This is a genomic window from Streptomyces sp. NBC_01334 (assembly GCF_035983595.1).
Classification (GTDB): Bacteria; Actinomycetota; Actinomycetes; order Streptomycetales; family Streptomycetaceae; genus Streptomyces; species Streptomyces coriariae.
In genome coordinates this window covers 589,806-614,692 of the sequence record NZ_CP130718.1, presented here as the reverse complement: position 1 = coordinate 614,692, position 24,887 = coordinate 589,806, and the positions used below count along the sequence as shown (strand labels likewise).

The following is a 24,887-nucleotide window of genomic DNA, read 5'->3' as shown; positions in this document are numbered from 1 at the left end:
GGGATCACCGCACCCTTCGATGAGTGTTCAACGGAAAGCGAACACTCGGACTGTAAGATATGCGTCGAACACTCGGCAACCCGCCGGGACGCTCCGCGAGGTGTCCCGTCGGGGCAGGCGTTGAGGCGGGAGAGGCATGTCGAACGAGGCTGCGGGCGGTGGTCACCGCGCGGCGCCGGTGCACACGGATCCCAGGGAGGTGTCCGTGCTCACGGCGCTGTCGGCGGTCTCCGACCCGGTGCGCATCAAGCTGATCCGCGACCTGGCGGGCTCCGCCGACTGGACGCGTAGCTGCGGCAGCTTCGACGTGCCCGTCGGCAAGGCCGCGCTCAGTCACCACTTCTCGGTCCTGCGCGGCGCGGGCCTGGTCGAACAGCGCGACGAGGGCCCGAAGCGGGTCAATCGACTGCGCCGCGAGGAGTTCGAGGAGCGTTTTCCCGGGCTGCTCGCCCTGCTGCTGCGTGACGACGGGGCCGTCGCCGCCGAGTGATCGGCGGGCCCCGTGCGCCGGTGCCTGCCGTCGGGTCGCCTCCCGTTGGCGAGGCGGTGCACCGCCTTGGCCGGGCCCGCTCGATACGCCGTACCGTACGATGACTCGTATGCCCCGTCACTCTCCTGCGCTGGACCGCGCGACGCCGGACCGTATCGCCGAGACCGCCCTGCTCCTGATCGACGAGGGCGGCCCGGAGGCACTGACCTTCCGGGCGCTGGCCACCCGCCTGGAGATCTCCCTCGCCTCCCTTCAGCGTCGCTGCACCGACCTGGCCGGACTGCTGGACCTGTGCACCGACCACCTGGCCGCCCGACTGCCGGAGGTCGGCCCGGACGCCGACTGGGCGGCTGCCACCCGGGCCCGCTTCACCGCGCTGTACCGACTGCTGGCGACCCATCCGGGACTGCTCGCCCTGCGCGGGGCGCGGCCCTGGCTCGGCCCGAACCTGCTGGCCCGCCTGGTGGAGCCGCAGCTCGCCCACAGTCTTGCCGCCGGGATGACCGCCGAGGAGGCGATCGTCGCGTACCGGCGCATGTACCTGCTCACCCTCGGCAGCGCGAGCTTCGTCGACCACCGGGACCCGAGGTCCGCCCAGGCGGCGACCCGCACCGCGCTGGCCGCACTCGACCCCGGTGAGTACCCGGCGCTGACCGGCAACCTGGCCGCGATCGTCACCGCCGTGACCGACCACGAGGTCTACCACGGCGCCCTGGACCAGCTCATCCGTGCGGCGGACCCGCGCCGGTCCGCCCCGTGACACCCCGTTCCCCCGCACGGGGCGCCGCCCCTGCCGCTTCGAGCCGTCAACGCACAGCGAGGACTTCCACCATGAGCACCACCGCCCCCGCCCCCGTCGCGCGCGTGTTCAGCAGCGACAACGCCGCCGGCGCCTCCCCGGAGATCATCGAGGCCGTGGCCCGGGCGGCCGCGGGCCCGGCCATGCCCTACGGGGCCGACGACACCACGGCCGCGGTCCGGCGTCGTCTGAGCGACCTCTTCGAGCGTGAGGTCGACGTGCTGCCGGTCTCCACGGGGTCCGCCGCGAACGCGCTGAGTCTGGCCGCGTTGACGCCGCCCTGGGGGAGCGTCCTGTGCCACCGCGACAGCCACATCAACAACGACGAGTGCGGGGCGCCCGAGTTCTACACGGCGGGCGCCAAGCTGGTGCCGCTCGGCGGCGACGACGCCAAGATCGACCCCGGTGAACTGCGCGCGGCCGCACGGCACAAGGCGGGGGACGTGCACAGCGTCGAGCCCTCGGTGGTGAGCGTCACCCAGGCCACGGAGACCGGAGCGGTCTACACCCTCGACGAGATCCGCACCCTCGGTTCGATCGCCGGGGAGGCGGGGCTGCGGCTGCACATGGACGGCGCCCGGTTCGCCGGAGCCGTCGCCTCGCTCGGCTGTACCCCCGCGGAGCTGACCTGGCGGGCGGGCGTCGACCTGCTGTCCTTCGGCGCCACCAAGAACGGCACGATGACCGCCGACGCGATCGTCGTCTTCGACCGCTCCCTCACCGCCGAACTGGCGTTCCGGGCCAAGCGCGCCGGTCAGCTCGCCTCCAAGATGCGCTTCCACGCCGCCCAGCTCGACGCCTACCTCACCGACGACCTGTGGCTGCGCAACGCGACCCACGCGGGCGCCATGGCCGTCCGACTCCAGGAGGGACTGAAAGCGATACCCGAGGTCGGCCTGCTCGGCACCGCCGACGCCAACATCGTCTTCTGCCGTCTGCCCCGACAGGTCACCGAGGGGCTCCTGGCCGACGGCTACGCCTTCTACCACGACCGCTGGGAGCCGGGTGTCGTACGCTTCGTCACCTCCTTCGCCACCACGCCGCAGGACGTCGACCACCTTCTCCGGGATGTCGGTCGCCACGCCGTCTGACCGGCCGAAGCTTCGGGAAGGCGGCACCGAGACCGGGATCACGGACCCCCGAGCCGGCCGGATTCGATAAGGTGTTCCATTTATGAGGGATGGCAGGTTAGGGTCATTCCGAACGATCTTGCACGGAGGTGCCCCGGATGGAGAACACCGCGTCCGCCCGCCGGGGGCGTCCCCCGGGGCCCCGGACCGCCGAAGGAGAGCTGACGAACCGCCAGTCGGCCATCGTCCGCTACATCACGGAGTCGGTCCAACGGCAGGGCTACCCGCCGTCGATGCGGGAGATCGGCCAGGCCGTGGACCTCGCCAGCACGTCCTCGGTCGCCCATCAGTTGATGGCCCTCGAGCGCAAGGGCGTGCTCTACCGGGATCCGCAACGTCCCCGCGCCTACCGGGTCCGGCCCTCGTGGGCGCCCGACCTGGGCGGCAGGAGCGAGACGCGGGTGGACGTACCGCTCGTCGGCCGGATCGCGGCGGGCGCGCCGCTGCTCGCCGAGGAGATGGTCGAGGACGTCTACGCCCTGCCCCGCCAAGTCGTGGGCGACGGCGACCTGTTCGCCCTGACGGTCGCCGGCGACTCCATGATCGACGCGGCGATCTGCGACGGCGACATCGTGACCGTACGGCGCCAGGACAGCGCCGATCACGGGGACGTCGTCGCCGCGCTCCTGGGCGACGAGGCCACCGTCAAGGTGCTGCGTCGCCAGGACGGGCAGGTGTGGCTCATGCCCCGCAACCCGGCCTACGCGCCGATCCGCGGCGACGAGGCGCAGATCCTCGGCAAGGTCGTCGGCGTCCTGCGCCTGCTCTAGGGCGGGCGTTCCGTCCGCGCGCGGACCGGACGGGTGGCTGCGCGCCGTCGGGCGGCCTTGTCAGCAACTCTTGAGATACTCCGTCCCGTTCGCGTAGCGCTTCCAGTCCGACGGTGACAGTCCCGCGTCGGCCAGTCGGGCGCAGGCCCGGCGGACCACCCGTTCCGGACCGGTCGTGTCCCAGAGGATGACCTTGCCGTTGAAGTCGCCTGTGGCCAGCAGGGATCCGTCGGGGGACCGGCCGTCCTCCGGAGCACGACGTCCGTCAGCCGCCCGCCAGCAGATCTCCGCCGGGGGAGGGCCCGGGTCCGAGGTGCCCGTCTCCACTCCTCCGACAGGCCGGTCCCGGGGATGACGACCGGTTCCAGAGACCGGGCGCGGTCGGGCCGCCCGACGTCCCACAACAGGCACCGGATGAGCACCGACGCTACTGGGTGCGGACCTCGCGGACCTCGCGGATCCTGCGGTTCGACGCGAGCGGGTCCGCTGTTCATACGGAACGGTGAGCGTGCATACGCATGTTCATACCGATCGGTGGGCGCGAGGCGTTCGAGTCCCCGGAGACGGCGTCCAGCGCGTCGTGTCCACGCGGGGCGGCGCCCTACAGCCCGGCGACCTTCGCGCTCGCCGAGAGCTCGTAGACCAGGGTGACGGTGCGTCGGCCGCCGGGTGGCAGGGCCAGGCTCCAGCAGGCGATGCCATCGGCGTCGACCGTGTCGGGGGCGGGAGAGCAGGCCTCTTTGCGCAGCCGTACCTCCACCGCCGAGACCTCGGAGACCGGGATCCGTTCACGCAGGACGATGACCCGTTCGCCGTGTTCGCCGGGGGAGGAGAACCGGGACACGTGGAGGCGGACGGTGCGGGTGACCACGGTTCGCTGGGTGAGCGTGGCGGTGTCGCGGGTCTCCTCGGTGTGCCGGACGACCCGATGGTCGTCGCGGCTGCCGTAGGCGAGTTCGACGGGGGCGTGCGGAGCGGTGAAGTCCAGGGTGCCGCGGCCGGTGAATCCGCTGCCGCGGATCAGGTCGACGGGTCCGGCGAGCAGTGCGTGGCCGGACCGGTTGTCGAACCGCGCCACCTGCGTGACCAGCGGGGACAGCTCTGGCGTGCAGGCGTACTCGATGCTCGCGGTCGTGGCGAAGGAGGAGAGCGGCACACGGTGGGCGCGGCCGTCCGCGGGCACGGAGACCGGCGCGGGGGAGTTCAGCACCCGTACCTCGTCGCCGTCGTCCACTCCCGGCAGGCCGAGCACCGGAGCCGGACCGAGGTCCGCGATCTCCTCCTCGCGCAGCTCGACGTCGACGGTGCGGCGCTCCGCGGAGGTGCGGTCCTGGAGCGTCAGCCGGTCCTCGTCCAGCCGGGGTGGCTCGGTGGACTGTGCGGAGCGTGCCGTCGACAGCGTCAGCCGTACGTCGGACCAGTCCTCGCCGGTGCGCTGCCAGACCATCGCGTCGGTCTCCAGCGTGAGGGAGTCGCCGTCGAGTACCGCCCGGTAGGCGGGCCGCCACAGCGCACACGGGGTGAGGTGGCCGACGCGCAGGTCGGCCGGTCCGGCGGCCGTGGCCTCGAGGGTCAGTTCGATGTGGCCGACCAGTTCGGTGGGTTGCTCCTCGGCGAGGTCCATGACCTGCCGGGCCTCGGCGAGTTCGGAACCGAGTACCGCCAACCGGGCTTCCGCCGTGCGCAGTTGCTCGCCGTAGGAGTCGCGTTCCTCGTCCACCCGGTCCAGTTCGCGGGTCCAGCGGAGCCCTTCGGACTCTCCGGAGCCGGCGCCTTCGCCGATCTCCCGCAGCAGATCGGCGGCGAGACGGCCCAGCGCGTCGACGCGGGCGTGCAGCCGGTCGCGCCGACGCCCGAGGGCGAGCAGCTCCTCTTCGAGCGTGTGCGCGCGGTGGCGCAGGGGGGAGTCGTCGTCGGCGGGCCGCGGCCCGCGCGGCCTCCAGTCGCGGACGATCCGCACGTCGAGCACGGTCGCCGGGTGTTCGGCGGTCAGCTCGGCGTGGAGCGTACGGTCGACGGCCAGTGCGCTGACCGGCCCGAGACGCAGCCTTTGGACTCCCGCCTCCAGGTCGAGCACGGTGGTGCGCTCGACGTGGGCGCGGTCCTCCAGACAGGTGACGGCGGTGACGGGGAGGGGAATCGGCTCCGGTGCCATGGACATGGGGTGTGTCAGCTCCTGCGGTTGCCGCCGGCCAGCGTCTTGGCGGACGCGATACGGATCTCGTAGCCGCCGTCGAGGGCGGTGGTGGCGCCGGCGGGCAGGTCCACCCGCCAGACGCGGGTGCCGGGTGCGTGCTGCTCCGGGCCCGCGCCGTCCCGGGGCGCCGTCCAGTCGGCTCGTTCCTCGATCCGGATGTCCGCGTCGGAGGTGACCGGGACCCGCTCGCGGACCTCGACCGTGACGGGCTCGCCGAGCTGGTTGGCCAGCTCCACGTGGACGCGGTGGTCGAGCACGGTGGTGCTGCCGCGCAGCCCCGAGGTCGACTCGTGCAGGTTCGTACGGCGGGTGACCCGGACGCCCTGGGCCGGACCGAGCCCCACCCGGCATTCACCGCCCGGGGCGAGCGTGGGCAGGGCGGTGGTGAGCAGGAAGTCGTCACCGGCGGTGACCTCCACCGGGCCGGCCAGCAGCGCCTGGTCGGTGGAGTTGGAGAGCACCAGCGTCGCGTAGACGGTCTGTTCCACGGACGGCACACAGAGGTATTCGGTGCGCAGACCGACCGGGATCTCGCCGACGGTGACGGTGTGCCAGGTGCCGTCCGAGGGGATGTCGGCGCGGGCCACGGCGTCGAAGCGGTGGTCGAAGGAGCCGGCCGACTCGCGAGGCCGCACGGCGTGTCCGGGCAGCGGCAGTGCGGTCACCGCCTCGGCGCGGCGGCGGTGCTCGGCCGCCACCGGGTCGAAGGGGGAGTCCGGAAACAGCCGGCCCCGGCGGCCGCCCTGTTCGTCGGGGCCGGACAACACGAGGGCGGTGTAGTCGAGTTCGGCGCCGCTCGGCCGGGGCGGACCGGCCACCGGCGCGGCGGGCTGCGGCGCCGCGCCGCCGCCAGGGGCCGCGGGTGCGGGGGGTGGCGCTGCCGCCCGGGCGGGGGCAGCCGGGGGAGCCATGGCGGCGGGCGCCGCGAGGGGCATGCTGCGGGCCCGCGGCCTGCCGCCCGGTCGCGACGGGACCGCCTGCGCGGCCTCGTTCGACCCGCCGCCGAAGGACTGGGGGTATGCGCTGCCTGCGCTGCCCGGCGGAGGCACAGGGGGCGGTGCGCCGTAGGCGGGCGGGGCCGCGGCGAGTGACTCGCCGTACCCCTGCGGTGCCGGCGGCATGGGCGGAACCGGACCGGGTGCGGAGCCGGCCGCCGCGGCCACCGCGAACGGGCCGCCCCCGGGAGTGAGGGGAGTGACGGTCCTGGCCGGCCGATGGGGTGCCACGTCGTACCCGGCGAACAGGTCGGCCAGGCCCGTCGGAGGCTCACGCCAGCCGGAAGGCAGAGGTGCGGCCTGACGGCGTCCGATCCGGAGGGAGCGGAGCCTGGGCAGGTCGGTACGGCGCCGTAGGTCGGCGGTGGCCAGCGCGATGCGCACACCGGTCCAGTCCTCGCCGGTGCGCTGGGCGACCGAGGCGCGCAGCACCAGACGGCCGCTGCTGTCGTCCTGACGGTAGGTGAGGCGGTAGGTCGGCACCCAGACCGCGCCGGGCACGCCGTACTCCAGCTCCACCTCCGCGTCACCGGTGCCGTCGAGGGTCAGAACCGCAGAGACGGTGGTCTCCACGTGCCTCGCCGGTGCGTCGGTGGAGGCGCGGGCGAGCCGGTCGGCGGCGACGGAGAGCGCGTGGTCGGCGTGGCCCAGCGCCTCCTCCAGCTCGACGAGGCGGGTGTGCAGCCCGGCCAGCCGCTCGTCGACGAACTCGGCGAGCTCCAGCCACGCGTCGACCGGGGTGCGGCGGTGCGGGTCATCGCGCCTGCGGGCGGGCGGAACCGGCCGCAGCCCCTTGACCTCCTCGATCAGGCTCAGTTGCCGGTCCCGGCGCCCCTGTGCCGCCGCGCGCTCGTCGAGCAGCCGCTCCACCTCGCGCCGCAGTGATTCGGGGGCGGTCGCGGCGAGTGGCTCGGCCTCGACCTCCACCCGGGCCTCCGTGACACGTACCCCGGTGGTGCCGGTGGCACGGGCCCGCAGGGACCCGGGGTCCAGCGAGCGGGGCAGTCCCGTCACCCGCACCCGGCCGTCCGGTGGCACGCTGCCCGAGGCCAGGCGGCGGCAGACCGCCCCCTGGGCGTACACCACCACCGAATCGAGGGTCGACCCCCACCTCTGTGCCGTCCGAGCTGTCATGTGCCTCGCCCCCCGCCGCGTCCGTGCTGAGCGAAGCCTACGCGGACCGGCGACGGACCTGGTCGAACGGGCTGGAATACCGCCGCCTCAGAGCGCGGTGAACTCCCGGCAGGTCACGTACGTCTCGCCCTTGAGCGGCCGAACGGCCCGCCTCTGAGCGGCTGTTCGGCGCTGACGGGTGGGTGCCCGGAGGCCGTCAGCGCCGGTCCTTCTCCTCGGCGGCCATGGGCAGTTCCAGGCGGGGCCCGTGGAAGCGTTCGCGCAGGAGCCGGTCGTGCGTCACCACGACCAGTGTGCCGGTGTAGCGGGCCAGGGCGGCCTCGATCTCTTCCACCAGGGCGGGAGCCAAGTGGTTCGTCGGCTCGTCGAGCAGGAGCAGATCGAGTGGGCCGGCCGTCACGAGCCGGGCCAGCTCGAGCTTGCGACGCTGGCCGACGGACAGGTTCCGTACGGCAACGGTGAGGTCGGCGGCGTGGAACAGGCCCAGCGCGAGGAGTGCGTCGGCGTGCTCGTCGGGCCGACCCGCCCTGTCGGCAGCGAATGCCGCGAGCAGCGTGCGGGCGTCGAAGGCGTCGTCGGGCGCGCTCTGCTGACGGAGGAAGCCGACCCGGCGCGGTCGGCGCACGATCCCGGCGTCAGGCGTCAGTTCCCCTGCCAGCAGCTGGAGAAGGGTGCTCTTGCCGGCGCCGTTGGGGCCGGTGACGAGGAGTCGGTCACCCGGGGCGAGTTCCAGGGACGGAACGTGCAACCGCCCGGTGACCAGGACGCCTTCCAGGTGCGCTGCCGTCGAGGTGTCCTCGGCGGTCGGTGTTGCTTCGACGCGGCCGGTGAACCGCAGTGGCTGCGGAGGTGGCGGCACGGGGTGCTCCGTGAGCCGTTGCAACCGCTCGCGTGCGTTGCGGATGCGGCTCTGCGCGCCGTGTGCCCGCGAGCGCGCTCGAAAGGCGCCGGCACCGCTGAACGCCCTCGGCCCCTTGTGGGGGATCCCGGCCAGCAGCCCGATACCGGAGTCGGCGAGGTGTTCCTGCCGGGCGACCTCGTTGCGCCATTGTTCGTGATCCCACGCCCACCTGGCGCGGGCCGCCGCCTTGGCGGCGAGGAAGCCGGCGTATCCATTGCCGTAGCGCCGTACCGTGCGCCGGTCGTGATCCACTTCCAGGACGGTGCCGGTGACGGCTTCCAGGAACGCCCGATCGTGCGTGGCCACGACGACCGTGCCCCGATGACGGCGCAGACGTCCTTCGAGCCAGGCCACGGCCTCGTCGTCCAGGTCGTTGGTCGGCTCGTCGAGCAGCAGCAGTTCGGGAGCCGAGGCCAGGGTCGCGGCGAGTGCGAGCCGGGAGCGCTGTCCTCCGGAGAGGGTGCTCAGCACCCGCTCCCGGTCCAGAGGCGCGTGCTCGCCCAACCGGCGCAGGTTCACCTCGACCCGGCGATCTGCTCCGTGGCCGTCCCGCGCGTCGAACTCGGCCACCAGCGCGGCGTAGCGCTCGAACTCCGCGGGGCCGGCCGTGTCCAGTGTGGCCTCGGCGACCCGAATACGGTGTTCGAGGGCGCGCAGTTCGCCCAGTACGTGATCCACGGCATCGCCCACGCGCGCCGAACCGGGCAGATCGAGAGTCTGGCGCAGGTGGCCGATCCCGCCCGGTGCGACGACGGTCAGGCGGCCGTCGTCGACCGGCTCCTGCCCTGCCAGCAGCCGCAGGAGCGTGGACTTCCCGGAGCCGTTGTCCCCGACGATCCCGACCCTTTCGCCCGGCCGGACGTTGAGAGACACGCGGTCGAGCACCCGGCGGTCGCCGTAGCGCTTGGTCACCTCGGCAAGAGCGATCTGGGACGTGGCGAGAGGAGAGGCGGTGACGGTGGGGTCGACGGGAGCACAGTGCAAGAGCAGTCCTTTGCCGGGCGGACAGGAAGGGGTGGCGAGCAGCAGGAGCATCAGCTGTCGACCGATGCACATAAAGCTAGACGAGACGGTCCGTCTCGTCAAGGAGGTTGGGCGGACCGGGCTTCGACAAACCTTCGCGACGGCACAGTCGGAGATGTCGGGTGCGGCCGGCTCCCAGGTGTCGCGCGCCGTGTGCACCCTCGCCCACGATTTGCTGGCGTCACCTATGCAATGTGTGCTTATAAATCGGCGTTCTGGTGACTCGAAGTCCCTCACCTGCCGCAGTGCGCGCCGGTGAGGGACCCTTCGCCTGCGGCGAACAGCCGCTCCGCATCACCCCGAGGAGTGACCGTGAGCGTTCGTATCGGAGTGGAGGAGGAGTTCCACGTCCTGGAGGTGGAGAGCGGGCTGCTCGTGCCGCGCGCCAATTCGCTCCTGCGACGCCTCCCGAGGCGTACCTTCACCACCGAGCTGCACCAGTCCACCCTGGAGTCGAACAGCGAGGTGCACACGTCCCTCGACGATCTGTACGCCGACCTCGCCGCGACGAGACGGCAGCTGGACGCGGCCGCCTCTTCGCTGGGCCTCGCGGCGGTGGCCGTCGGCGCGGCGCCACTCGCGCCGGCGGCAGCCGCGCACCCCACCGCCGGAGCGCGCTACCGCCGCATGGTCGAGGACTACCGCACGGTCGCCGACGAGCAGCTCATCTGCGGTGCCCAGGTCCATGTGGACGTCCCCGACCGTGACACGGCGGTGCGGGTGATGTGCGCGGTCTCTCCCTGGCTGCCCGTGCTGCTCGCGCTCTCCGCCGGTTCGCCGTTCTGGCAGGGAGCCGACACCGGGTACGCGAGCTGGCGCACCATGCTCTGGCAGCGCTGGCCCACCGCGGGCCCGGTCGGCTGCTTCGCGAGCGCGGACGAGTACGACGCCACGGTGCGCGACCTCGTCGGGTCCGGGATCATCAGCGACGCGGGGATGATCTATTACGACGTACGCCCCTCCTCGCACCTTCAGACGCTGGAACTGCGCATCTGCGATTCCTGTCCGCGCGCGGAGACCGTCGTGCTCGTCGCCGGACTGTTCCGCGCCCTGGTCGTCGAGGCCTGCGAGCGGCTCGGGACGGGCGGTGCCCCCGGCTGCGAAGGCCGGCACGAGTGGCTGCGCGGCGCCTCCTGGCGGGCGGCACGATCCGGGCTCGAAGGCGGCCTGGTGGATCCCGGGACCCACCAGGAGGCGCCCGCCGGGCAGGTCGTGCGCACCCTGCTCGCCCGGCTGCGCCCCGCCCTGGAGGCGGCAGGCGACTGGGAGACCGTCCGCTCACTGGCGGAGGAGGCACTCGCCGACGGCAGTGCGGCGCGCCGCATGCGCCGTGTCGCGGAGGAAGAGGATCTGCTGGCCTGTGTCGACATGCTGATCGCCGAGACCCGCGGCGAACGCGCTCCCGGCAGGGCGGCGGCCACCCGGCGCGGGAACCTGCCGCCCGCCACCGGGGTGACAGACCCCTCCCACCGGTTCGCCCGGCCGCTGACCCGCAGGTGAGTCGCCATGGTCACGGACGAACCCTTCCCCTGCGCCGACCGTCCGGTACCCACGTACCGGCGGTCGGCCCACGCCGAACGAAACGGAGGCGGCACATCATGTGCGGTCTGAGCGGGGAGATCCGCTTCGACGGTCACCGACCCGATCTCGCGGCCGTCGAGCGCATGAGCGAGCGGCTGGCCGCCCGTGGTCCCGACGGCCGGGGAATCTGGACGAGAGGCGCGGTGGCGCTGGGACATCGGCGACTGAAGATCATCGACCTGTCGGACCTCGCGGCGCAGCCGATGACCGACTCCCGCGCCGGGCTCACCGGAGTCTTCAACGGCTGTGTGTACAACTACCGGGAGCTGCGCGAAGAGCTGCGGAACCTGGGACACCGGTTCACGACGACATCCGACACCGAGGTGGTGCTGAAGGCCTACCGGCAGTGGGGCACCGCCTGCGTGGAGCGCTTCTACGGCATGTTCGCCTTCGCCCTCGTGGAGCACCGGTCCGGACGCGTGGTGCTGGGGCGCGACCGGCTGGGGATCAAGCCCCTGTACCTGGCACGGACGCCGGGGCGGCTGCGGTTCGCGTCCTCCCTGCCCGCGCTTCTCGCCGCCGGCGGCGTGGACACCTCACTCGATCCGGTCGCCGTCCACCAGTACCTGAGCTGGCACGCCACGGTCGCCGCCCCGCGCACCGTCCTCGGCGGTGTGCGCAAGCTCCCGCCGGCCACCGTGCGGGTCGTCGAACCGGACGGCACCCATCACGACCACTGCTACTGGCAGCCGTCGTACACGCGCCGGGCCGAGTACGCGGCGATGGGCGCGCACGACTGGCGGGACGCGATGCTGGAGGCGCTGGGTACAGCCGTACGCCGACGTATGGTCTCCGACGTCCAGGTCGGCGTCCTGCTCTCCGGCGGCCTGGACTCCAGCCTGATCGTCGCGCTGCTGGCGCAGGCGGGACAGCGGGACCTGATGACGTTCAGCGTGGGATTCGAGTCGGAGGGCGGGGAGGAGGGCGACGAGTTCCGGTACTCGGACCTGGTGGCCCGGGAGTTCGGCACCGACCACCGTCGGCTGATGGTTCCCTCCGACCGGGTGTCGACGGCCCTGGACGGTGCCGTCGCGGCCATGAGCGAGCCGATGACCAGCCACGACGTGGTCGCCTTCTATCTGCTGTCCGAGCAGGTGTCCAAGGAGGTGAAGGTCGTGCAGAGCGGGCAGGGCGCCGACGAGGTGCTCGCCGGATACCACTGGTACCCGCGGCTCGCCGAGGCCGCCCGCGCGGACGCGGCCGAGCGGTACGCCGACACGTACTTCGACCGGCCGCACGCCGACCTCACCCGGATCCTGGAGCCCGGCATGCTGCCCGGCGACGACGTCTCGGGCCGTTTCGTCCGGGACCACATGGCGGTCCCCGGAGCCGAGACTGCCCTGGACGCGGCCCTGCGCCTGGACACGCACGTGATGCTCGTCGACGACCCGGTCAAGCGGGTCGACAACATGACCATGGCCTGGGGTCTGGAGGCCCGAGTGCCGTTCCTCGACCACGAACTGGTCGAGCTGGCCGCGGCCTGCCCGCCGGAACTCAAGCTGGCCGACGGCGGCAAGGGCGTGCTGAAGGCGGCCGGCCGTCAGCTCCTGCCCCGGGACATCGTCGACCGTCCCAAGGGCTATTTCCCGGTCCCGGCGATCAAGCACATGGCGGGCCCCGTCCTGAAGCGGGTACGCGAAGCGCTCGAGGCACCCGAGGCGAGGCGGCGCGGCCTCTTCCAGGAGTCGTACGTGTCCCAGCTCCTCGAGGCGCCCGACGAGCACCGCACCAAACGGGGAGCGAACGCCCTGTGGCAGGTAGCGTTGTTGGAGACATGGCTTCAGACGCACGGCATCACGTGAGTGGCGGGCTGAGCGCGACGGCGGCCCCTGGCGGCGACCCGGTCGCCCCGCCGCCCCCCGACACGCGGACGGCGGACGCGAGTGGCCCCGCCTTCGCAGCCGCCCCGGCCCCGGCGCCGGTCCCCCTCCCCGAGGCGAGCGGTCCGCGGGACGCCGTGACGCGGCTGCGCTCCCACGGCTGCTGGTATCCCTCCGCCAACTCCGACGGCTCCGAGGCGGCCTTCATCTGCGACCGGGGCGGCGTCCCCCAACTGTGGGCCGGGCCCGTCGACGGGGACGAGGTGCACCTCCTCGACTCCTTGCCGGACCCGGTCAAGGAGGTGTCCTGGTCACCGGACGGCCGCTGGATCGCCTACACCACCGCACCGGGCGGTGGCGAGCACACCAGGGTGCTGTGCGTACGTCCCGACGGCACCGGCCGCCGCGTGCTGGCCGGGGCCGACCCGGGCCATACCGCCCACCTGGGCTGCTGGGCGCACGACGGTTCGGCCGTCGCCGTCACGCTCGCCGCGCCGGGCGCCGGCACGCCACAGAACGGTGCGGGACCGACCCGTGCCGACGCCGCCCTGCCGGCCAACTGGGCCGACCGGGGCGGCCGGGCGACGCTCCTGGGCGGAACTCCGTACGACACCGCACCGGGTCCCGGTCAGACCGTCACGGCGGTCGACGCCCCGGAGCCCCCGGTGCCGTCGGTCCGTCCCGACGGCGGTCTGTCGGCCTACCTGATCGATCCCGACGGTCTGGCGTCCCCCGTCCTCCTCGCCACGGAGACGCACGCCGCGACCCTGCGGGTGTGCGACATCAGCCGCGACGGTGGTCTCGTGCTGCTGCGCCGGGGGCCGCGAGGACGGCGGGAGGCCGTCGTCCGGCGCACGGCCGACTCGGCCACGACGTGCACCGTGCCGGTCGCCGACGGCGATCCGTGGATCGGACGGTTCTCACCCGACCGGCGGACGCTGTGGCTGCGCAGCGACGCCGACCGCGAGTACGCGGCACTCCTCGCCGTCGCCCTCGGCACCGACGGCCGACCGCACGGCACGTCCGTCATGGCGGAACGGCCGGAGAGCGACCTCGACCTCCTGGCGTTCTCCCACGACGGCCGCACCGCCGCACTGTCCTGGAACGAGCGGGGCGAGAGCCGGCTCGAACTCGTCGAACCCCTCCCGACGCGGCGGGCCCCCTACGGCCCGCTGCCGACGACGGCCGTCCCCCTGCCGCACGAGGTCGTCACCCGCGTCGAGGCGGCCGGCCCGCGCGGACTGCTGCCGGCGCTGTCCGGATCCCAGCGTCGGCCCGGGGTGTGGTGGGCCGCCGATGGCGTGTCCCTGATGCGCACACCCTGGTCCTCCCGTGACGAGGACGCCACCGCGCCGGGCCGCCGGCCCGTACGCCCCGTCCTCCTGCGGCTCACGGCGCGGGACGGGCTGCCCCTGAGCGGCTGGTACTACCGGGCGCCGGGCCGCGCTCCGGGTGACCCGGCGCCCTGCGTGATCCACCTGCACGGCGGTCCGGAGGAGCACGAACGCCCGGTCTTCAGCCCGCTCTACCACGAGTTGACCGGGCGTGGGCTGGACGTCTTCGCCCCCGACGTCCGAGGCTCCTCGGGGCACGGCAGATCGTTCGTCGACGCGGACCTGGGCGCCGGACGCTTCGCCGCGCTGGACGACGTCGCGGACTGCGCGGCCCACGCGGTGCCCGCGGGGCCCGCCGACCCGACCCGACTGGCGGTCATGGGGCGCTCGTACGGCGGGTACCTGACGTTCGCCTCCCTCGTACGGCACCCGGATCTGTTCCGCACCGGCGTCGCCGTCTGCGGCATGTCGGACTTCGCGACCTTCTTCGCCGGTACGGAGCCCTGGCTCGCCGAGTCGGCGGCCCACAAGTACGGCCACCCGGAGCGCGACCGCGAACTGCTGCGGGAGCTCTCGCCGATGACCCGCATCGACGCGCTGCGCGTCCCCCTGCTCGCCGTCCACGGCGAACACGACACCAACGTGCCGCCGGGGGAGTCCGAGCAGTTCGTACGGGCGGCGCGCGACCGGGGCATCCCGGCCGAGCTGCTCACCCTGAGGGACGAGGGGCACGACTTCCTGCGCGCGGACAACCGGCGGCTGTTCCGCCGAGCCGCCGCGGACTGGCTGGAACGCCACCTGACCGGCTGAACCGCCCGGCTGGCAGCCCTGGGATCCCGGTGGTTGCCCTACCGGTCGGTGAAGGAGGTCCCGTACGGCGTTGCGTCCAGAGGAGAGCGGCTGTCCACGGGCAGGTCGACGATCACGGGCATGCCCGTCGTGGTCCGAGCGCCGGCAGCCACCCGTGCGGCCCGTCGGCCTGGCACCCGGCAAGGGGCCCGTGATCACCATGCGGAAAGTGAGAGCCGCTGGTGTCACAGCGGTGGTTGGGACAGCATGCGGCACATGGACTGGATGCCGCTGCTCTCCACGCTGACAGGTGCCGCTATCGGCATCGCCGCCACCCTGACCGCCGATCGCAACAGGTGGCGGCGCGAGGAAGCACGACACGCTCTGGAACTGCGACGCGCCGTGTACACCGAGTACGCCTCCGCCCTCAAAGACGCGGGGGAGGAGATACGGGCTGTCGCCCTGGGCGATCACATGTCCGAGTCAGCGCGTGATGCGGCGGTGCGCGAAGCTTTCCGTGGGACCGGATTGCACACGGCGAGCGAGCGGCTCTGGCTCGTGGGTCCGCCGCTCGTTGTCGAGGCCGGGAACGATGCGTTTCACAGCCTGCGTCGGATGCGCGACGCCTATGCCCGCGGGGTGGCCGTCGGCTCCGCCGAGGACACGGCCTTCATCCAACAGCGCCGCACGGCCATGGCTGAGATGCGCCGCCGCATGCGTGAGGATCTGGGCATCGGACCCCTCGGGATCGAATGACCACCGGCCGGAGGCTCGGAAACAGGCTGTCAGGCTGCGGTCCTGAGGAGACGTCCGCCCCAGCGGATGCCTCTCAGCATCATTGCGCGCCGGTGGCGCACCGTGCTGGTGCTGCCCCGGCGCACGGTCTGCCGCAGCCGCTGCCCCTCCTGATCGGTCAGTCGGCGCACCCGAACGGGCTCTGCCGGCACGCCTCCAGCGGTCGGATCGGACGTCCCCACACATCCAACCGCCACGGCCACCAAACCGGCGAACCCACGCGGTCACAGCACTAGCCGCGCTCCGAACTCGGCTCGGCAGTACCGTCCGAGGGTGTTTTGGCTTTCGTGTGGAGGACCTCGCGGGCCTGCTCCGCGGCACGGGTTATCCCCTCGGCGACGAAGTCGACGAAGCGGGCGATGTTCTCGAGGCGGGCGGCGGCCGGGGTGTCGGAGCCGAGGACCCCGACGCCCTGCCGAGCGGCCTCGGCGAGCAGGGCGCTGGACCGGGCGCTGGCGATCGTCGACTGATAGAAGACGTCGTCGTCGACGAGGTAGCGCTCGCGGCGGCGTTCGTCCCGTTCCCGGCCGATGAGGCCCTGGCTCTCGAGGAACGCGACCGCCTTGGAGACGGACGCCGGGCTGACCTCGAGGCGCTGGACGAGCTCGGACGCGGTGAGGCTGCCCGCGTCGGTGGTGTAGAGGCAGGTCAGCACCCGGGACATCATCTTGGGCAGGCCCTGTCCCATGAGGAGGGTGGTGAACATCTCCTCGTACTCACGCACTGCCTCGGCGTCGCGTCCGGGGGCCGGCGCGGGCGCCGCCCCCCGGGGAGCGGCCTGCCTTCGACGGTGGGTGCGGCGTTCGGTCGCGTGGTGGGCCAGGTCGGCGCGGTAGGCGGTGGGGCCGCCGTTCCGCATCACCTCACGTGTGATCGTCGAGGTCGGACGATCGAGGCGTCTGGCGATCTCCGCGTAGGCGAGGCCGTCGGCCAGTCCCAGCGAGATCTGCTGGCGTTCCTGCTGGGTGAGTCTGCCTCCCGGCATGGCGATCTCCTTTCGTGCGCCGTGGTGCCGTCAGCATAGCGTTCACTCTCCATCCATTGCAACGAACGGATCTACTGTCGTTGCATTGAATCCCAAACCATTGCAACGATTTATTGGCTCTGAACTGCAATGATGTTGATCCAGTGCAACGAGTACGTTGATAGATCAGTGAATGCAACGTAGCTTTTCCGGTGTCGGAAACAACGGACCCAAGGAGAGCACGATGCACAAGTACGAGACCCCCGCCCCGATCGCCGCCGTCCTCGACATCCCCGCGGGACGCATCCGGTTCATCGCCGCCGACCGGGCCGACACCACCGTCGAGGTCCTGCCCGCGGACGCCTCGAACGGCCACGACGTGAAGGCCGCGGAGCAGGCCCGGGTCGAATACGGCGGCGGCGTCCTACGGATCGAGGGTTCGGCGCAGAACCGGATCCTCGGCAACTCCGGAGCCATCGAGGTGACCATCCAACTGCCCGCCGATTCCAGGGTCGAGGCGAAGGCGGCCAGCGCCGAGTTCCGGGGCGTCGGACGGCTCGGCGACGTCGTCATCGAGGGCTCGCACGGCGTGATCAAGCTCGACGAGGCCGCGAGCGCCCGCCTCACCCTGCTCGCCGGTGACGTCGCGGTCGGCCGACTCGACGGCCCTGCGGAGATCAGCACCAAGAAGGGCGACATCCGGATCGCCGAGGCCGTGCGCGGCACGGTCGTGCTGCGGACCGACGCCGGCGAGGTGTCGGTCGGTGCCGCCCGCGGAGTCTCCGCCTCCCTGGACGCCGGCACCGGCTACGGCCGGATCGACAACGCGCTCAAGAACACCGAAGGCACCGCCGGCCTGAACATCCACGCGACCACCGCCTACGGCGACATCGTCGCCCGCAGCCTCTGAGGAGCATTCGTCATGACCGACCCGGCCATCGCGGCGAACGGGCTGCGCAAGTGGCAAGGCCCAGATCCGGGCCGGTATCTGAGGGGGACGGGGATGGATGTCTCCGGGCCGGTCAGTCCAGCAGGGCGGCCGTGAAAGTCTCGCGGTGCGTCACGAGCCACTCCTCAATGCGGTCCCAACGGTGCCAACCTCCACGCTCGGACAGCGCCTGGAGGTAGCCGGGATCACCGTCCGCCACGCGGTCGGCGACGAAAGCCCGGCAGGAAGCGGTGGCCTGCTCGACGACTTCGGGCAGTTCGGCGCGCTCCTGCGGAGAGAGGCCGTAGCTGTCGGCGAGGATGCGGAGTCGGGTCAGGGCATCCAGCCCGGTGGGGTGGAAGGCCGCCGCGGACGCGGGATCGAGCATCGGTACCCAGTAACGGGCGGTCATGGCGACGTCCCACACCGGTCGGCCCGGGGCGGCCAGATCGAAATCGATCAGCGCCGCGGCACGGCCGTCGCGGAAGACGACGTTCTCCGGGCACACATCGTTGTGGCACAGCATCGTTCCTCCCTCCGGGTCGGCCAGCGCCCGCGGCCAGTCCGCGCGAGCGTCGACCGCGACGGCCGCGCCGGCCTCGTGCAGGCGCCGCAGCAGACCTCCCACCGACCTCAGTGCGGTCTCTGTCATCGCCCAGGGAGGAAACGGCGGCAGGGCGACATCGCCGGGGATGTAGGTCAGCTGCTCGCGGCCGTCCTCAGTGAGACGGACCGGGGTCGGAGCCGCGTCGAAGCCGTGCTCCGCGAGCGCGACGAGGTGCGCGTGGAGGGCCCGCGCGGTGCGTGGCGCCGGGCGATCCACCAGGGCACCGCGACGGAAGACCGCCCCCGCGTTCGCCATGCCGCCGACCAGCGCTTCGCCGTCTGTCGCCTCGCTCTCAGCGGTCATGCCGATCACGCTACCGCCAGGCTTCGTCCCGGCCGACCCCGACCGGGCCGAACAGGTCAACTCCCCACCCGGCCTTGCCGCTTCGGGTACATGAGGGAGCTCGGCCCGGCGCAGCTCTCGGCCGTGAACAGCTCCGCGCCCCCGGGGCGGGGGTGGCCCGGGGGCGCGGAAGGCGGGGGACCGCGGCATTCAGGCGTTCAGACGCGCAGCAGCAGCTCCAGTTCGGCCGGGCGCATGCCGGGGTCTGCGGGTGCGCTCGGCGCGTCGTCCAGTTCGAAGGCCCACCGGTGCGAAGGGGCGCAGCCGAAGGTCAGCTCGGAGATCACCGGGAGAAAGAGATCGGCGCTGTCCGCGCAGTCCCAGATCAGCGCCAGCCCCTCCCAGCCCGCCACGGGGTCGTCGATCCACTGACCGTCCCGCAGTCCGGGGTATTCGCCGGCGAGCGAGACCGCGGTCCCCGGACCGAAGCCGGCCTCTCGGGACCTGACCGTCCGGGCGGTGCCGGACGCGGCACCGCGTGTCCCGTCCCACCAGGCGATGACGACATGCATGGGGCCTCCCTGTGCAGAGTGTCTGTCGTGCGCGATGTCGCGGTGTCCCCGTTGACACCCGTGCATGGCTCCGATGCCGGCCGGGTGAGCCGGTCACCGGGTCAGAGCTGGGAACCGCCGGTGGCGTCGACGACCTGGCCGGTCACCCAACGCCCGTCGTCGGAGGCGAGGAAGGCGACCACGTCGGCGACGTCCTCGGGGCGTCCCACGCGGCCGAGGGCGGAGAGTTCGGCGGCTGACTTCTCGGCGGCCTCGTTTCCCCGCAGCCAGGAGGCGTTGATGTCGGTGTCGATGATGCCGGGGGCCACCGAGTTGACCGTGATGCCACGACCGCCGAGCGACTTGGCGAGGGTCAGGGTGAACGCTTCGATGGCCCCCTTGGTCATGGCGTAGGCGATGATGTCGGTGAGCGCTATCCGGGTCGCCCCGGAGGAGACGTTGACGATCCGGCCGCCGTTGCGCAGGCGCTTGAGCCCCTGCTGCGCGAGGAAGAAGGGCGCGCGCATGTTGACCGCGACGGCCTCGTCGAACGCCTCGACGGTGGTCTCCTCGATCTCGCCGCGCGGTGTGATGCCCGCGTTGTTGACGAGGATGTCGAGGTCGGCGCCGTCGGAGTGCTCCAGGGCCTGGCGGTCGTAGGCCGCCCAGAGGGTCTCCACATCCCCGGGGACACCCAGTTCGGCGTGGACCGCGAACGCTGCGCCCCCTTGCGCGCGAATGCCGGCGACCACTTCCTCGGCGGCCTCCTGGTTACGTCCGTAATGGACGGCCACGAGCGCCCCGTCCCGCCCGAGCCGCTCGGCGATCGCGCGACCGATCCCGCGGCTGCCGCCCGTCACCAACGCCTTCTTGCCCGTCAGTGTTCCCATGACCTTCTCTCTGCCTCGGATTTATGTAGCGAAGACTACGTTTTGACTGTAGCACGAATTCCATAGCGATCGTTGTAAAATTCCTTCATGACGACGACGAAGCGCGGGCGACCGCGGAGTTTCGACCGGGACGCGGCACTCGTCCAGGCCACGTTGCTCTTCTGGCAGCACGGCTACGAGGGCACGTCAGTCTCCGACCTGACCGCCGCCATGGGGATCTCGCCACCGAGCCTGTACGCGGCGTTCGGGGACAAGCGCACGCTCTTCGTCGAGGTCGTCGACCGCTACGGCGACACGTTCGGCGCGTTCATGAACAAGGCGCTCGACGACGCGAGCGACACACGCACGGGGTTCGCCGGCATGCTGGAGGCGGCGGCCGTGTCCTACACGGACCCGCACCACCCCGCGGGGTGTCTGGTGATCACCGCGGCGACCAACTACTCCACCCAGACGGCCGACATCAAGGAGGATCTGCGCGAGCGCCGGGTGGCGAATGTGCGGTCCTTCGAGGGGCGACTGAACACGGCCAGAGCCGACGGCGCGCTCCCCGAGGGAACGGACACGCGGGCTCTGGCCGTGTACTTCGCCGCGGTCGTCCAGGGCATGTCCCAGCAGGCCCGGGACGGCGCCAGCACCGCGGAGCTCCAGCAGGTGGCCGAGTTCGCCATGGCCGTCTGGCCGGAGCCGGCCTCCTGAGACGCCCTGCGGCGACCCCGTCCTGCACGCGGCGGCCGGTCAGGGCGGTTCGTGGCTGTGCGGCCGGCCGGGCCCGTCGTCCTCGGCCCGGCACAGGCGGGCCACCACATGCGCGTACCGCTCGTCGAACCTCAGCGTCCTGAAGGAGAGGTCGAGTTCGCGGTCGAGTGTCCGGCCGGCCCGGGTCCACAGGCGCCGACCCGCCTCGGTGGCAGCCATCCGGCTGATCCTGCGGTCACAGGGCCAGGCCACTCTGGTCGCCCAGCCCGAGCTCTCCAGCTGAGCCAGTGACCGGCTCGCCGCCGAAGCGCTGACGCTCAGCCGCCGGGCGACGTCTCCGACCGTCACCGATCCGGGGTGTTCGCACGCCAGCACCCCGAGCGCCATCAGCGAGGTCAGACCCACACCGTGACGTCGCGTCAGGGTGCGGTCCAGCTGTCCCTCCAGCCACGAGAACATGGTCGCGACCCGTTCCCACAGCCGGGCGACGTCCTCCGTGGCGGTCTCACGGCCGTCGCTGTCGTGCGGCTCACTCACGGCTTCGTCTTCCTCGGTTCCGGGTCCCGTGTCCTCGCCCCTCCCGGCGGGAGCCGCCGAGCATCCCGGTCAGGGCAGCAGCAGGAGCTTGCCCCGGACGCCGCCGGCTTCGAGGAGACGGTGTGCTTCACCCGCCTCCTCGAAGCCCAGCTCCTTCGCGGAGCGCACCTCCAGTTCTCCCCGGTCCACGAGGGCGCCGAGCGCGGCAAGACCCTCACCGTCCTGTTCCACGTACGAGACGGTCACCTCGACACCCCGTTCCGCTTCCGGGACCCGGGTGGGCACGACGGAGACCACGCGTCCGCCGTCCCGTACCGCGGCGACGGCCCGCCGCAGACCCGCCGTCTCCAGCAGACCGTCGACGTCGCCGGACGGAAGCGTCGACGCGTCCTCTCCCACGATCACGCGGGCCGCGCCCAGTGCACGGGCCTGTTCGATGTCCTCGACGGACCGGACATGGGCCACCACGGTCAGTCCACGCAGCCGGGCGAGCTGCACCGTGAGCCCGCCGACCGAGCCGACGGCACCGGTGACCAGCAGTGTGGCGCCCTCGGGCAGGGCGAGGGCGTCGAGTGCCTGCCAGGCGGTGAGGCCGGCCAGCGGCAGTCCCGCGGCGGCGGTCAGCGGGACGGAGACGGGTGCGGGGGCCACGATGCCGGCGGGCAGGGCGACGATCTCGGCGTAGGTCCCACGACCGGTGGCCATCTGGGCAGACATCGACACGACCCGGTCGCCCACGCCGATACCGCTGACCCGGTCGCCCACCGCGGTGACCGTGCCCGCCACGTCCCAGCCGAGGACCATCGGCGGGTGGAACGCGCCGTGTGCGCTGTGCAGACCGGCGCGGGTCTGGAGGTCGACGGGATTGACGGCGGCCGCAGCGGTACGGATGAGTACGCCGTCCGGGTCCGGGACGGCAGGCTCGGGGAGGTCGGAGACCTCCAGCTGCTCGGGACCGCCGTACGTCGTGAGGACTACCGCACGCATGGTGCTCGCTTTCTCGAGGTTCGAAGGGTTCGCAGGTCCGGGGTCCGGCCGGGTCACCGACCGGACCGAAGCGGCCCCGTCCGGAGTGCCACCGGATCGGGGCCGCGAGGACCGACGGAGAGGGGGAGGGAGAGGGTGGAGCCGGTCAGGACGGGAGCAGCTCGGGGACGCGTGGCGGCAACCGATCGGTGACGGCGGTGGCCAGCGTCCGCACGGTGATCAGCCGTACCGGGTCGCGTCCCGCCGTGAGGTGCGCCGCGCAGCCGTGCGGGAGGAGCACCAACTGCCCTGCCCTCACGCGGTGTTCGCCGGACGTTGCGCGCAGGGAGAGCTCGCCCTCGAGCACCAGGACGGCCTCCTCCACCCCGTGCCGCGGGGTCGCCGCCAGAACGGCGGCGGGCGCGAGCAGCCAGTGCTCCACCGACTCGCACTCACTGTGCAACATCCCCCGGCGCACCAGGGACGTCCAGTCGGCCCCCGCGCCGGTGCCCGTGGTCGTGCGCACCGCCTCACCTGTCGTGGTGATGATCACGACGCCTCCGCGGACAGCCGGGGCAGGGCCAGCGTGACGATCAGCAGCCGCAGCGGAGTGCGCGCCTCGAAGCGGGTGAGCGTGTCCGCGCCCAGGGTGACGCAGGTGTCCGCCGAGAGGTCCGCCGCGGTGCCGTCGGCGGCCGTGGCCCGGCCCTCGCCGCTGTGCACGAACACCGCCAGTTCCGCGTCGGCCCTGCCCAAGGAGGTGCGCTGCCCGGCGTCGAGGTCGACGGCCTCGACCTGGCGCAGGGGGCCGGTGAAGACACCGTCGGTGGGGACGGTGCGCTCCTTGAAGAGGTCGTGGATCACTGCGTCGCCCATGGCGGGAACTCCCAGCGTGAGATCGGCTCCGGACAGAACCGCGTCGGTGCCCGGTGAGAGGGTCTCGATGACCCACCAGTCGAGGTCGGTGTCCCCCGTGTTGCGCAGCCCGTGCACGTTTCCGGGAGCGGTCAGGGCCAGTGAGCCGGGTCCGACACGCTGGGGGACGCCGTTGAACAGGAACTCCCCGTCTCCTTGCAGGATCAGGTAGATCTCCTCGGTACGGGTGTGGCGGTGTTCACCGCTCAGTCCGCCCGGAGGGATGGAGGCCCACTCGACGGCCTCGGTGGGGGAGTCGAGCTGACGGCGGCCGGCGAAGCACTTCCAGTGCGTGCGCCCGGCGGCGCCGTGCACACCGTGCACCGTCGCGGCACCCGCAACGGTCCCGATCGAACGGAAGGCGTGCGGGCGGGAGTCGGGCTGCCCGGCCGCCCGCACGTCGGCCTCCCCGGGGCGGGTGGTGGGGGCGGTCGTCACCGGGACACTCCCGCGACCAGCCCCGCGAGGGCGTCGGCGGCCGCCCCGAGTTCGGCCTCGGTGACGTCGTTGACGAAGACCGCGCTGCCGATGCCGACGGGCAGTGGCAGCCGCTGCTTTCCGTCACGGTGCCGGACGGTGTCCCGCAGAGCCTCGCCGAGCCGCTCGGGTGTGCACAGCGGGTGCCAGGCCGGCAGGCCGAGCCGTGCCATCACGTCGAGGATGCGGTCCCGCTGGTAGGTGCTGACGAGTCCGCGGTGCTCGGCCATCACGGTGGTCAGAGCCATGTCGATGGCCACGGCCTCGCCGTGCAGCAGGGCGGGCAGGGCGTGCATCTCGATGGTCGGGCTGAAGGTGTGGCCGTAGTCGACGACCCGTTCCAGCACCTTCTCCCAGAGGTTGGGCTGGAGTTCCTCCAACATGCCCTGGATGGCCCGCTCGACCACCTCGGTCGCGGGGTCGAGGTGCAGCCCGCGGGCCGCGAGGCGCTGGTCCACCGGGACGTCGGCCGGGGTGGGGCCGCTGGCCGCCGCGCTCTGCAGTTTGGTGTGCAGGACGTCGGCGCCGTGCTGCTCCAGCAGGTCGAACAGGCGGGCGTCCTTGATCAGGGCGATCTTGAGGATCTCGGCCAGGCCGTTGCTGATGTGCCGTTCGTCGAGCGTGGCCAGGAACGAGCGGTCGAGCAGCGTGCGGTCCGCCGGGAAGTAGGTGCCGAGCCGGTTCTTGTGCCCGTTGTGGTTGACGCCGGTCTTGGCGCCGACTCCCGCGTCCACCAGGCCGATCAGGGTGGTGGGGATGCGGATGAACGGCGTGGAGCGACGGTACAGGCTGGCGGCGAAGCCGACGATGTCCATGAGGACGCCACCGCCGAAGGCGATGACGGGTTCACGTCGGCGGTCGACGCCGAACGCGTCGAGGGCCTCGGTGACCTTCAGTACGGCGCCGACCGACTTGTGTGTCTCGCCGTCGTCCAGGACCAGCACCTGGTGCTCGACACCGTGGTGCTCGAAGTAGGCGCGGATGCGCTCACCGTAGAGGGAGTCGACCACGCGGTCGGTGACGACGAAGCGACGCCGTCCGGTGCCCGGGGCGTCCTCGAGGATGGTGGAGTTCTCGGGGTCGAGCAGGTTCTCGCAGGCGCGTATCTCGTACTGGACCGGGTTGCTGGTCTTCACCGACCAGTGGGTGACCGGGCTTCCCACCGCGAAGAGACCGTCGTTGTTCCGTGTGGTCTGCGTTTCGTGCTGCATCAGGCTTCCGCCTCCGACGAAGAGTCTCGGTTCGGGTTCGTCGCGAATCTGGTCGGGGCAGTCTGTTCTGGTATCCGCGCGGCGAAGCCCTCCGGGCCGCCTGCG

23 protein-coding genes and 1 pseudogene are annotated in these 24,887 nt (G+C 72.3%); 10 read left to right on the top strand and 14 right to left on the bottom strand.

The genetic code is table 11. The annotated features are described in order from the left end of the window. The first annotated feature begins 136 nt into the window (after positions 1–136). From OG736_RS02820 to lexA, 4 genes are all read left to right on the top strand, one after another. The gene (locus tag OG736_RS02820; protein ID WP_020127220.1) at positions 137–490 is read left to right on the top strand and encodes an ArsR/SmtB family transcription factor; all 354 of its coding nucleotides are present in this window, start codon (positions 137–139) and stop codon (positions 488–490) included. Positions 491–599: 109 nt separating this feature from the next. Beyond that, on the top strand, positions 600–1,250 hold the full coding sequence (locus OG736_RS02815) for a TetR/AcrR family transcriptional regulator C-terminal domain-containing protein (RefSeq protein ID WP_327180965.1): 651 nt from the start codon (positions 600–602) through the stop codon (positions 1,248–1,250). 71 nt (positions 1,251–1,321) lie between these two features. Then, positions 1,322–2,380, top strand: a complete 1,059-nt coding sequence (locus OG736_RS02810) for a threonine aldolase family protein (protein ID WP_327180964.1) — start codon at positions 1,322–1,324, stop codon at positions 2,378–2,380. A 137-nt stretch (positions 2,381–2,517) separates the two neighbouring features. After that, on the top strand, positions 2,518–3,189 hold the full coding sequence (lexA, locus tag OG736_RS02805; RefSeq protein ID WP_327180963.1) for a transcriptional repressor LexA: 672 nt from the start codon (positions 2,518–2,520) through the stop codon (positions 3,187–3,189). 60 nt (positions 3,190–3,249) lie between these two features. Here lexA and OG736_RS02800 read toward each other — a convergent pair whose 3' ends face one another. The 4 genes from OG736_RS02800 to OG736_RS02785 all read right to left on the bottom strand — a co-directional run bounded on the left by OG736_RS02800 (position 3,250) and on the right by OG736_RS02785 (position 9,472). Continuing rightward, a complete protein-coding gene (locus OG736_RS02800) occupies positions 3,250–3,516 on the bottom strand; it encodes a hypothetical protein (RefSeq protein WP_327180962.1) in 267 nt (88 codons plus the stop codon). 274 nt (positions 3,517–3,790) lie between these two features. Beyond that, positions 3,791–5,350 carry a mucoidy inhibitor MuiA family protein gene (locus tag OG736_RS02795; RefSeq protein WP_327180961.1) on the bottom strand — a complete coding sequence of 520 codons (1,560 nt, stop codon included), beginning with the start codon at positions 5,348–5,350 and terminating at the stop codon, positions 3,791–3,793. Positions 5,351–5,358: 8 nt separating this feature from the next. After that, positions 5,359–7,515: a DUF4139 domain-containing protein gene (locus tag OG736_RS02790; RefSeq protein WP_327180960.1), complete on the bottom strand. Its 2,157-nt coding sequence runs from the start codon at positions 7,513–7,515 to the stop codon at positions 5,359–5,361. A gap of 196 nt (positions 7,516–7,711) precedes the next feature. Then, the gene (locus OG736_RS02785; protein WP_327180959.1) at positions 7,712–9,472 is read right to left on the bottom strand and encodes an ABC-F family ATP-binding cassette domain-containing protein; all 1,761 of its coding nucleotides are present in this window, start codon (positions 9,470–9,472) and stop codon (positions 7,712–7,714) included. Positions 9,473–9,751: 279 nt separating this feature from the next. Here OG736_RS02785 and OG736_RS02780 point away from each other — a divergent pair, with 279 nt between their 5' ends. The 4 genes from OG736_RS02780 (at position 9,752) to OG736_RS02765 (ending at position 15,719) form a co-directional block, all read left to right on the top strand. After that, on the top strand, positions 9,752–10,939 hold the full coding sequence (locus tag OG736_RS02780; protein ID WP_327180958.1) for a carboxylate-amine ligase: 1,188 nt from the start codon (positions 9,752–9,754) through the stop codon (positions 10,937–10,939). A gap of 98 nt (positions 10,940–11,037) precedes the next feature. Next, positions 11,038–12,822, top strand: coding sequence for an N-acetylglutaminylglutamine amidotransferase (locus OG736_RS02775; RefSeq protein ID WP_327180957.1), 1,785 nt, complete (start codon positions 11,038–11,040; stop codon positions 12,820–12,822). Next, positions 12,795–14,984, top strand: coding sequence for a S9 family peptidase (locus tag OG736_RS02770; protein WP_327180956.1), 2,190 nt, complete (start codon positions 12,795–12,797; stop codon positions 14,982–14,984). The genes OG736_RS02775 and OG736_RS02770 overlap by 28 nt, the downstream gene beginning before the upstream one ends. Positions 14,985–15,239: 255 nt before the next feature. Then, on the top strand, positions 15,240–15,719 hold the full coding sequence (locus OG736_RS02765) for a hypothetical protein (protein WP_327180955.1): 480 nt from the start codon (positions 15,240–15,242) through the stop codon (positions 15,717–15,719). A 54-nt stretch (positions 15,720–15,773) separates the two neighbouring features. On the opposite strand, the pseudogene OG736_RS02760 reads toward OG736_RS02765, so the two are convergent. Next, positions 15,774–15,910 (bottom strand): annotated as a pseudogene (locus tag OG736_RS02760) (IS630 family transposase); the annotation flags it as partial. Positions 15,911–15,990: 80 nt separating this feature from the next. Next, positions 15,991–16,743, bottom strand: coding sequence for a helix-turn-helix domain-containing protein (locus OG736_RS02755; RefSeq protein ID WP_327180954.1), 753 nt, complete (start codon positions 16,741–16,743; stop codon positions 15,991–15,993). A gap of 223 nt (positions 16,744–16,966) precedes the next feature. Between OG736_RS02755 and OG736_RS02750 the strand changes: the two genes are divergently transcribed. Beyond that, complete coding sequence (locus OG736_RS02750; protein ID WP_327180953.1) at positions 16,967–17,632, top strand: DUF4097 family beta strand repeat-containing protein; 666 nt, start codon at positions 16,967–16,969, stop codon at positions 17,630–17,632. A gap of 112 nt (positions 17,633–17,744) precedes the next feature. Here the strand turns inward: OG736_RS02750 and OG736_RS02745 are convergent, their stop codons facing one another. From OG736_RS02745 to OG736_RS02735, 3 genes are all read right to left on the bottom strand, one after another. After that, positions 17,745–18,560, bottom strand: a complete 816-nt coding sequence (locus OG736_RS02745; RefSeq protein ID WP_327180952.1) for an aminoglycoside phosphotransferase family protein — start codon at positions 18,558–18,560, stop codon at positions 17,745–17,747. A 197-nt stretch (positions 18,561–18,757) separates the two neighbouring features. Continuing rightward, on the bottom strand, positions 18,758–19,111 hold the full coding sequence (locus OG736_RS02740; protein ID WP_327180951.1) for a hypothetical protein: 354 nt from the start codon (positions 19,109–19,111) through the stop codon (positions 18,758–18,760). A gap of 101 nt (positions 19,112–19,212) precedes the next feature. Then, positions 19,213–19,980 (bottom strand): SDR family oxidoreductase, encoded by a 768-nt coding sequence (locus OG736_RS02735; RefSeq protein WP_327180950.1) that lies wholly within the window; start codon positions 19,978–19,980, stop codon positions 19,213–19,215. Between the two features lie 87 nt (positions 19,981–20,067). On the opposite strand from OG736_RS02735, the gene OG736_RS02730 reads away from it, so the two are divergent. Then, positions 20,068–20,676, top strand: coding sequence for a TetR/AcrR family transcriptional regulator (locus tag OG736_RS02730; RefSeq protein ID WP_327180949.1), 609 nt, complete (start codon positions 20,068–20,070; stop codon positions 20,674–20,676). Between the two features lie 39 nt (positions 20,677–20,715). Here OG736_RS02730 and OG736_RS02725 read toward each other — a convergent pair whose 3' ends face one another. The 5 genes from OG736_RS02725 to OG736_RS02705 all read right to left on the bottom strand — a co-directional run bounded on the left by OG736_RS02725 (position 20,716) and on the right by OG736_RS02705 (position 24,782). Further along, on the bottom strand, positions 20,716–21,213 hold the full coding sequence (locus OG736_RS02725; protein WP_327180948.1) for a MarR family transcriptional regulator: 498 nt from the start codon (positions 21,211–21,213) through the stop codon (positions 20,716–20,718). A 69-nt stretch (positions 21,214–21,282) separates the two neighbouring features. Beyond that, the gene (locus tag OG736_RS02720) at positions 21,283–22,200 is read right to left on the bottom strand and encodes an NADP-dependent oxidoreductase (protein WP_327180947.1); all 918 of its coding nucleotides are present in this window, start codon (positions 22,198–22,200) and stop codon (positions 21,283–21,285) included. 145 nt (positions 22,201–22,345) lie between these two features. Beyond that, a complete protein-coding gene (locus OG736_RS02715; protein ID WP_327180946.1) occupies positions 22,346–22,732 on the bottom strand; it encodes a cupin domain-containing protein in 387 nt (128 codons plus the stop codon). After that, positions 22,729–23,532, bottom strand: coding sequence for a cupin domain-containing protein (locus tag OG736_RS02710; protein ID WP_327180945.1), 804 nt, complete (start codon positions 23,530–23,532; stop codon positions 22,729–22,731). The genes OG736_RS02715 and OG736_RS02710 overlap by 4 nt, the downstream gene beginning before the upstream one ends. Then, on the bottom strand, positions 23,529–24,782 hold the full coding sequence (locus tag OG736_RS02705; protein WP_327180944.1) for a sedoheptulose 7-phosphate cyclase: 1,254 nt from the start codon (positions 24,780–24,782) through the stop codon (positions 23,529–23,531). The genes OG736_RS02710 and OG736_RS02705 overlap by 4 nt, the downstream gene beginning before the upstream one ends. Positions 24,783–24,887 lie beyond the last annotated feature (105 nt).

Excerpts from the sequence above, each read along its gene's own strand:
- OG736_RS02820 (WP_020127220.1), top strand. The coding sequence starts at position 137 with ATGTCGAACGAGGCTGCGGGCGGTGGTCACCGCGCGGCGCCGGTGCAC.
- OG736_RS02815 (WP_327180965.1), top strand. The coding sequence starts at position 600 with ATGCCCCGTCACTCTCCTGCGCTGGACCGCGCGACGCCGGACCGTATC.
- OG736_RS02810 (WP_327180964.1), top strand. The coding sequence starts at position 1,322 with ATGAGCACCACCGCCCCCGCCCCCGTCGCGCGCGTGTTCAGCAGCGAC.
- lexA (WP_327180963.1), top strand. The coding sequence starts at position 2,518 with ATGGAGAACACCGCGTCCGCCCGCCGGGGGCGTCCCCCGGGGCCCCGG.
- OG736_RS02795 (WP_327180961.1), bottom strand. The coding sequence starts at position 5,350 with ATGTCCATGGCACCGGAGCCGATTCCCCTCCCCGTCACCGCCGTCACC.
- OG736_RS02790 (WP_327180960.1), bottom strand. The coding sequence starts at position 7,515 with ATGACAGCTCGGACGGCACAGAGGTGGGGGTCGACCCTCGATTCGGTG.
- OG736_RS02785 (WP_327180959.1), bottom strand. The coding sequence starts at position 9,472 with ATGTGCATCGGTCGACAGCTGATGCTCCTGCTGCTCGCCACCCCTTCC.
- OG736_RS02775 (WP_327180957.1), top strand. The coding sequence starts at position 11,038 with ATGTGCGGTCTGAGCGGGGAGATCCGCTTCGACGGTCACCGACCCGAT.
- OG736_RS02770 (WP_327180956.1), top strand. The coding sequence starts at position 12,795 with ATGGCTTCAGACGCACGGCATCACGTGAGTGGCGGGCTGAGCGCGACG.
- OG736_RS02765 (WP_327180955.1), top strand. The coding sequence starts at position 15,240 with ATGGACTGGATGCCGCTGCTCTCCACGCTGACAGGTGCCGCTATCGGC.
- OG736_RS02755 (WP_327180954.1), bottom strand. The coding sequence starts at position 16,743 with ATGCCGGGAGGCAGACTCACCCAGCAGGAACGCCAGCAGATCTCGCTG.
- OG736_RS02750 (WP_327180953.1), top strand. The coding sequence starts at position 16,967 with ATGCACAAGTACGAGACCCCCGCCCCGATCGCCGCCGTCCTCGACATC.
- OG736_RS02745 (WP_327180952.1), bottom strand. The coding sequence starts at position 18,560 with ATGACCGCTGAGAGCGAGGCGACAGACGGCGAAGCGCTGGTCGGCGGC.
- OG736_RS02740 (WP_327180951.1), bottom strand. The coding sequence starts at position 19,111 with ATGCATGTCGTCATCGCCTGGTGGGACGGGACACGCGGTGCCGCGTCC.
- OG736_RS02735 (WP_327180950.1), bottom strand. The coding sequence starts at position 19,980 with ATGGGAACACTGACGGGCAAGAAGGCGTTGGTGACGGGCGGCAGCCGC.
- OG736_RS02730 (WP_327180949.1), top strand. The coding sequence starts at position 20,068 with ATGACGACGACGAAGCGCGGGCGACCGCGGAGTTTCGACCGGGACGCG.
- OG736_RS02720 (WP_327180947.1), bottom strand. The coding sequence starts at position 22,200 with ATGCGTGCGGTAGTCCTCACGACGTACGGCGGTCCCGAGCAGCTGGAG.
- OG736_RS02705 (WP_327180944.1), bottom strand. The coding sequence starts at position 24,782 with ATGCAGCACGAAACGCAGACCACACGGAACAACGACGGTCTCTTCGCG.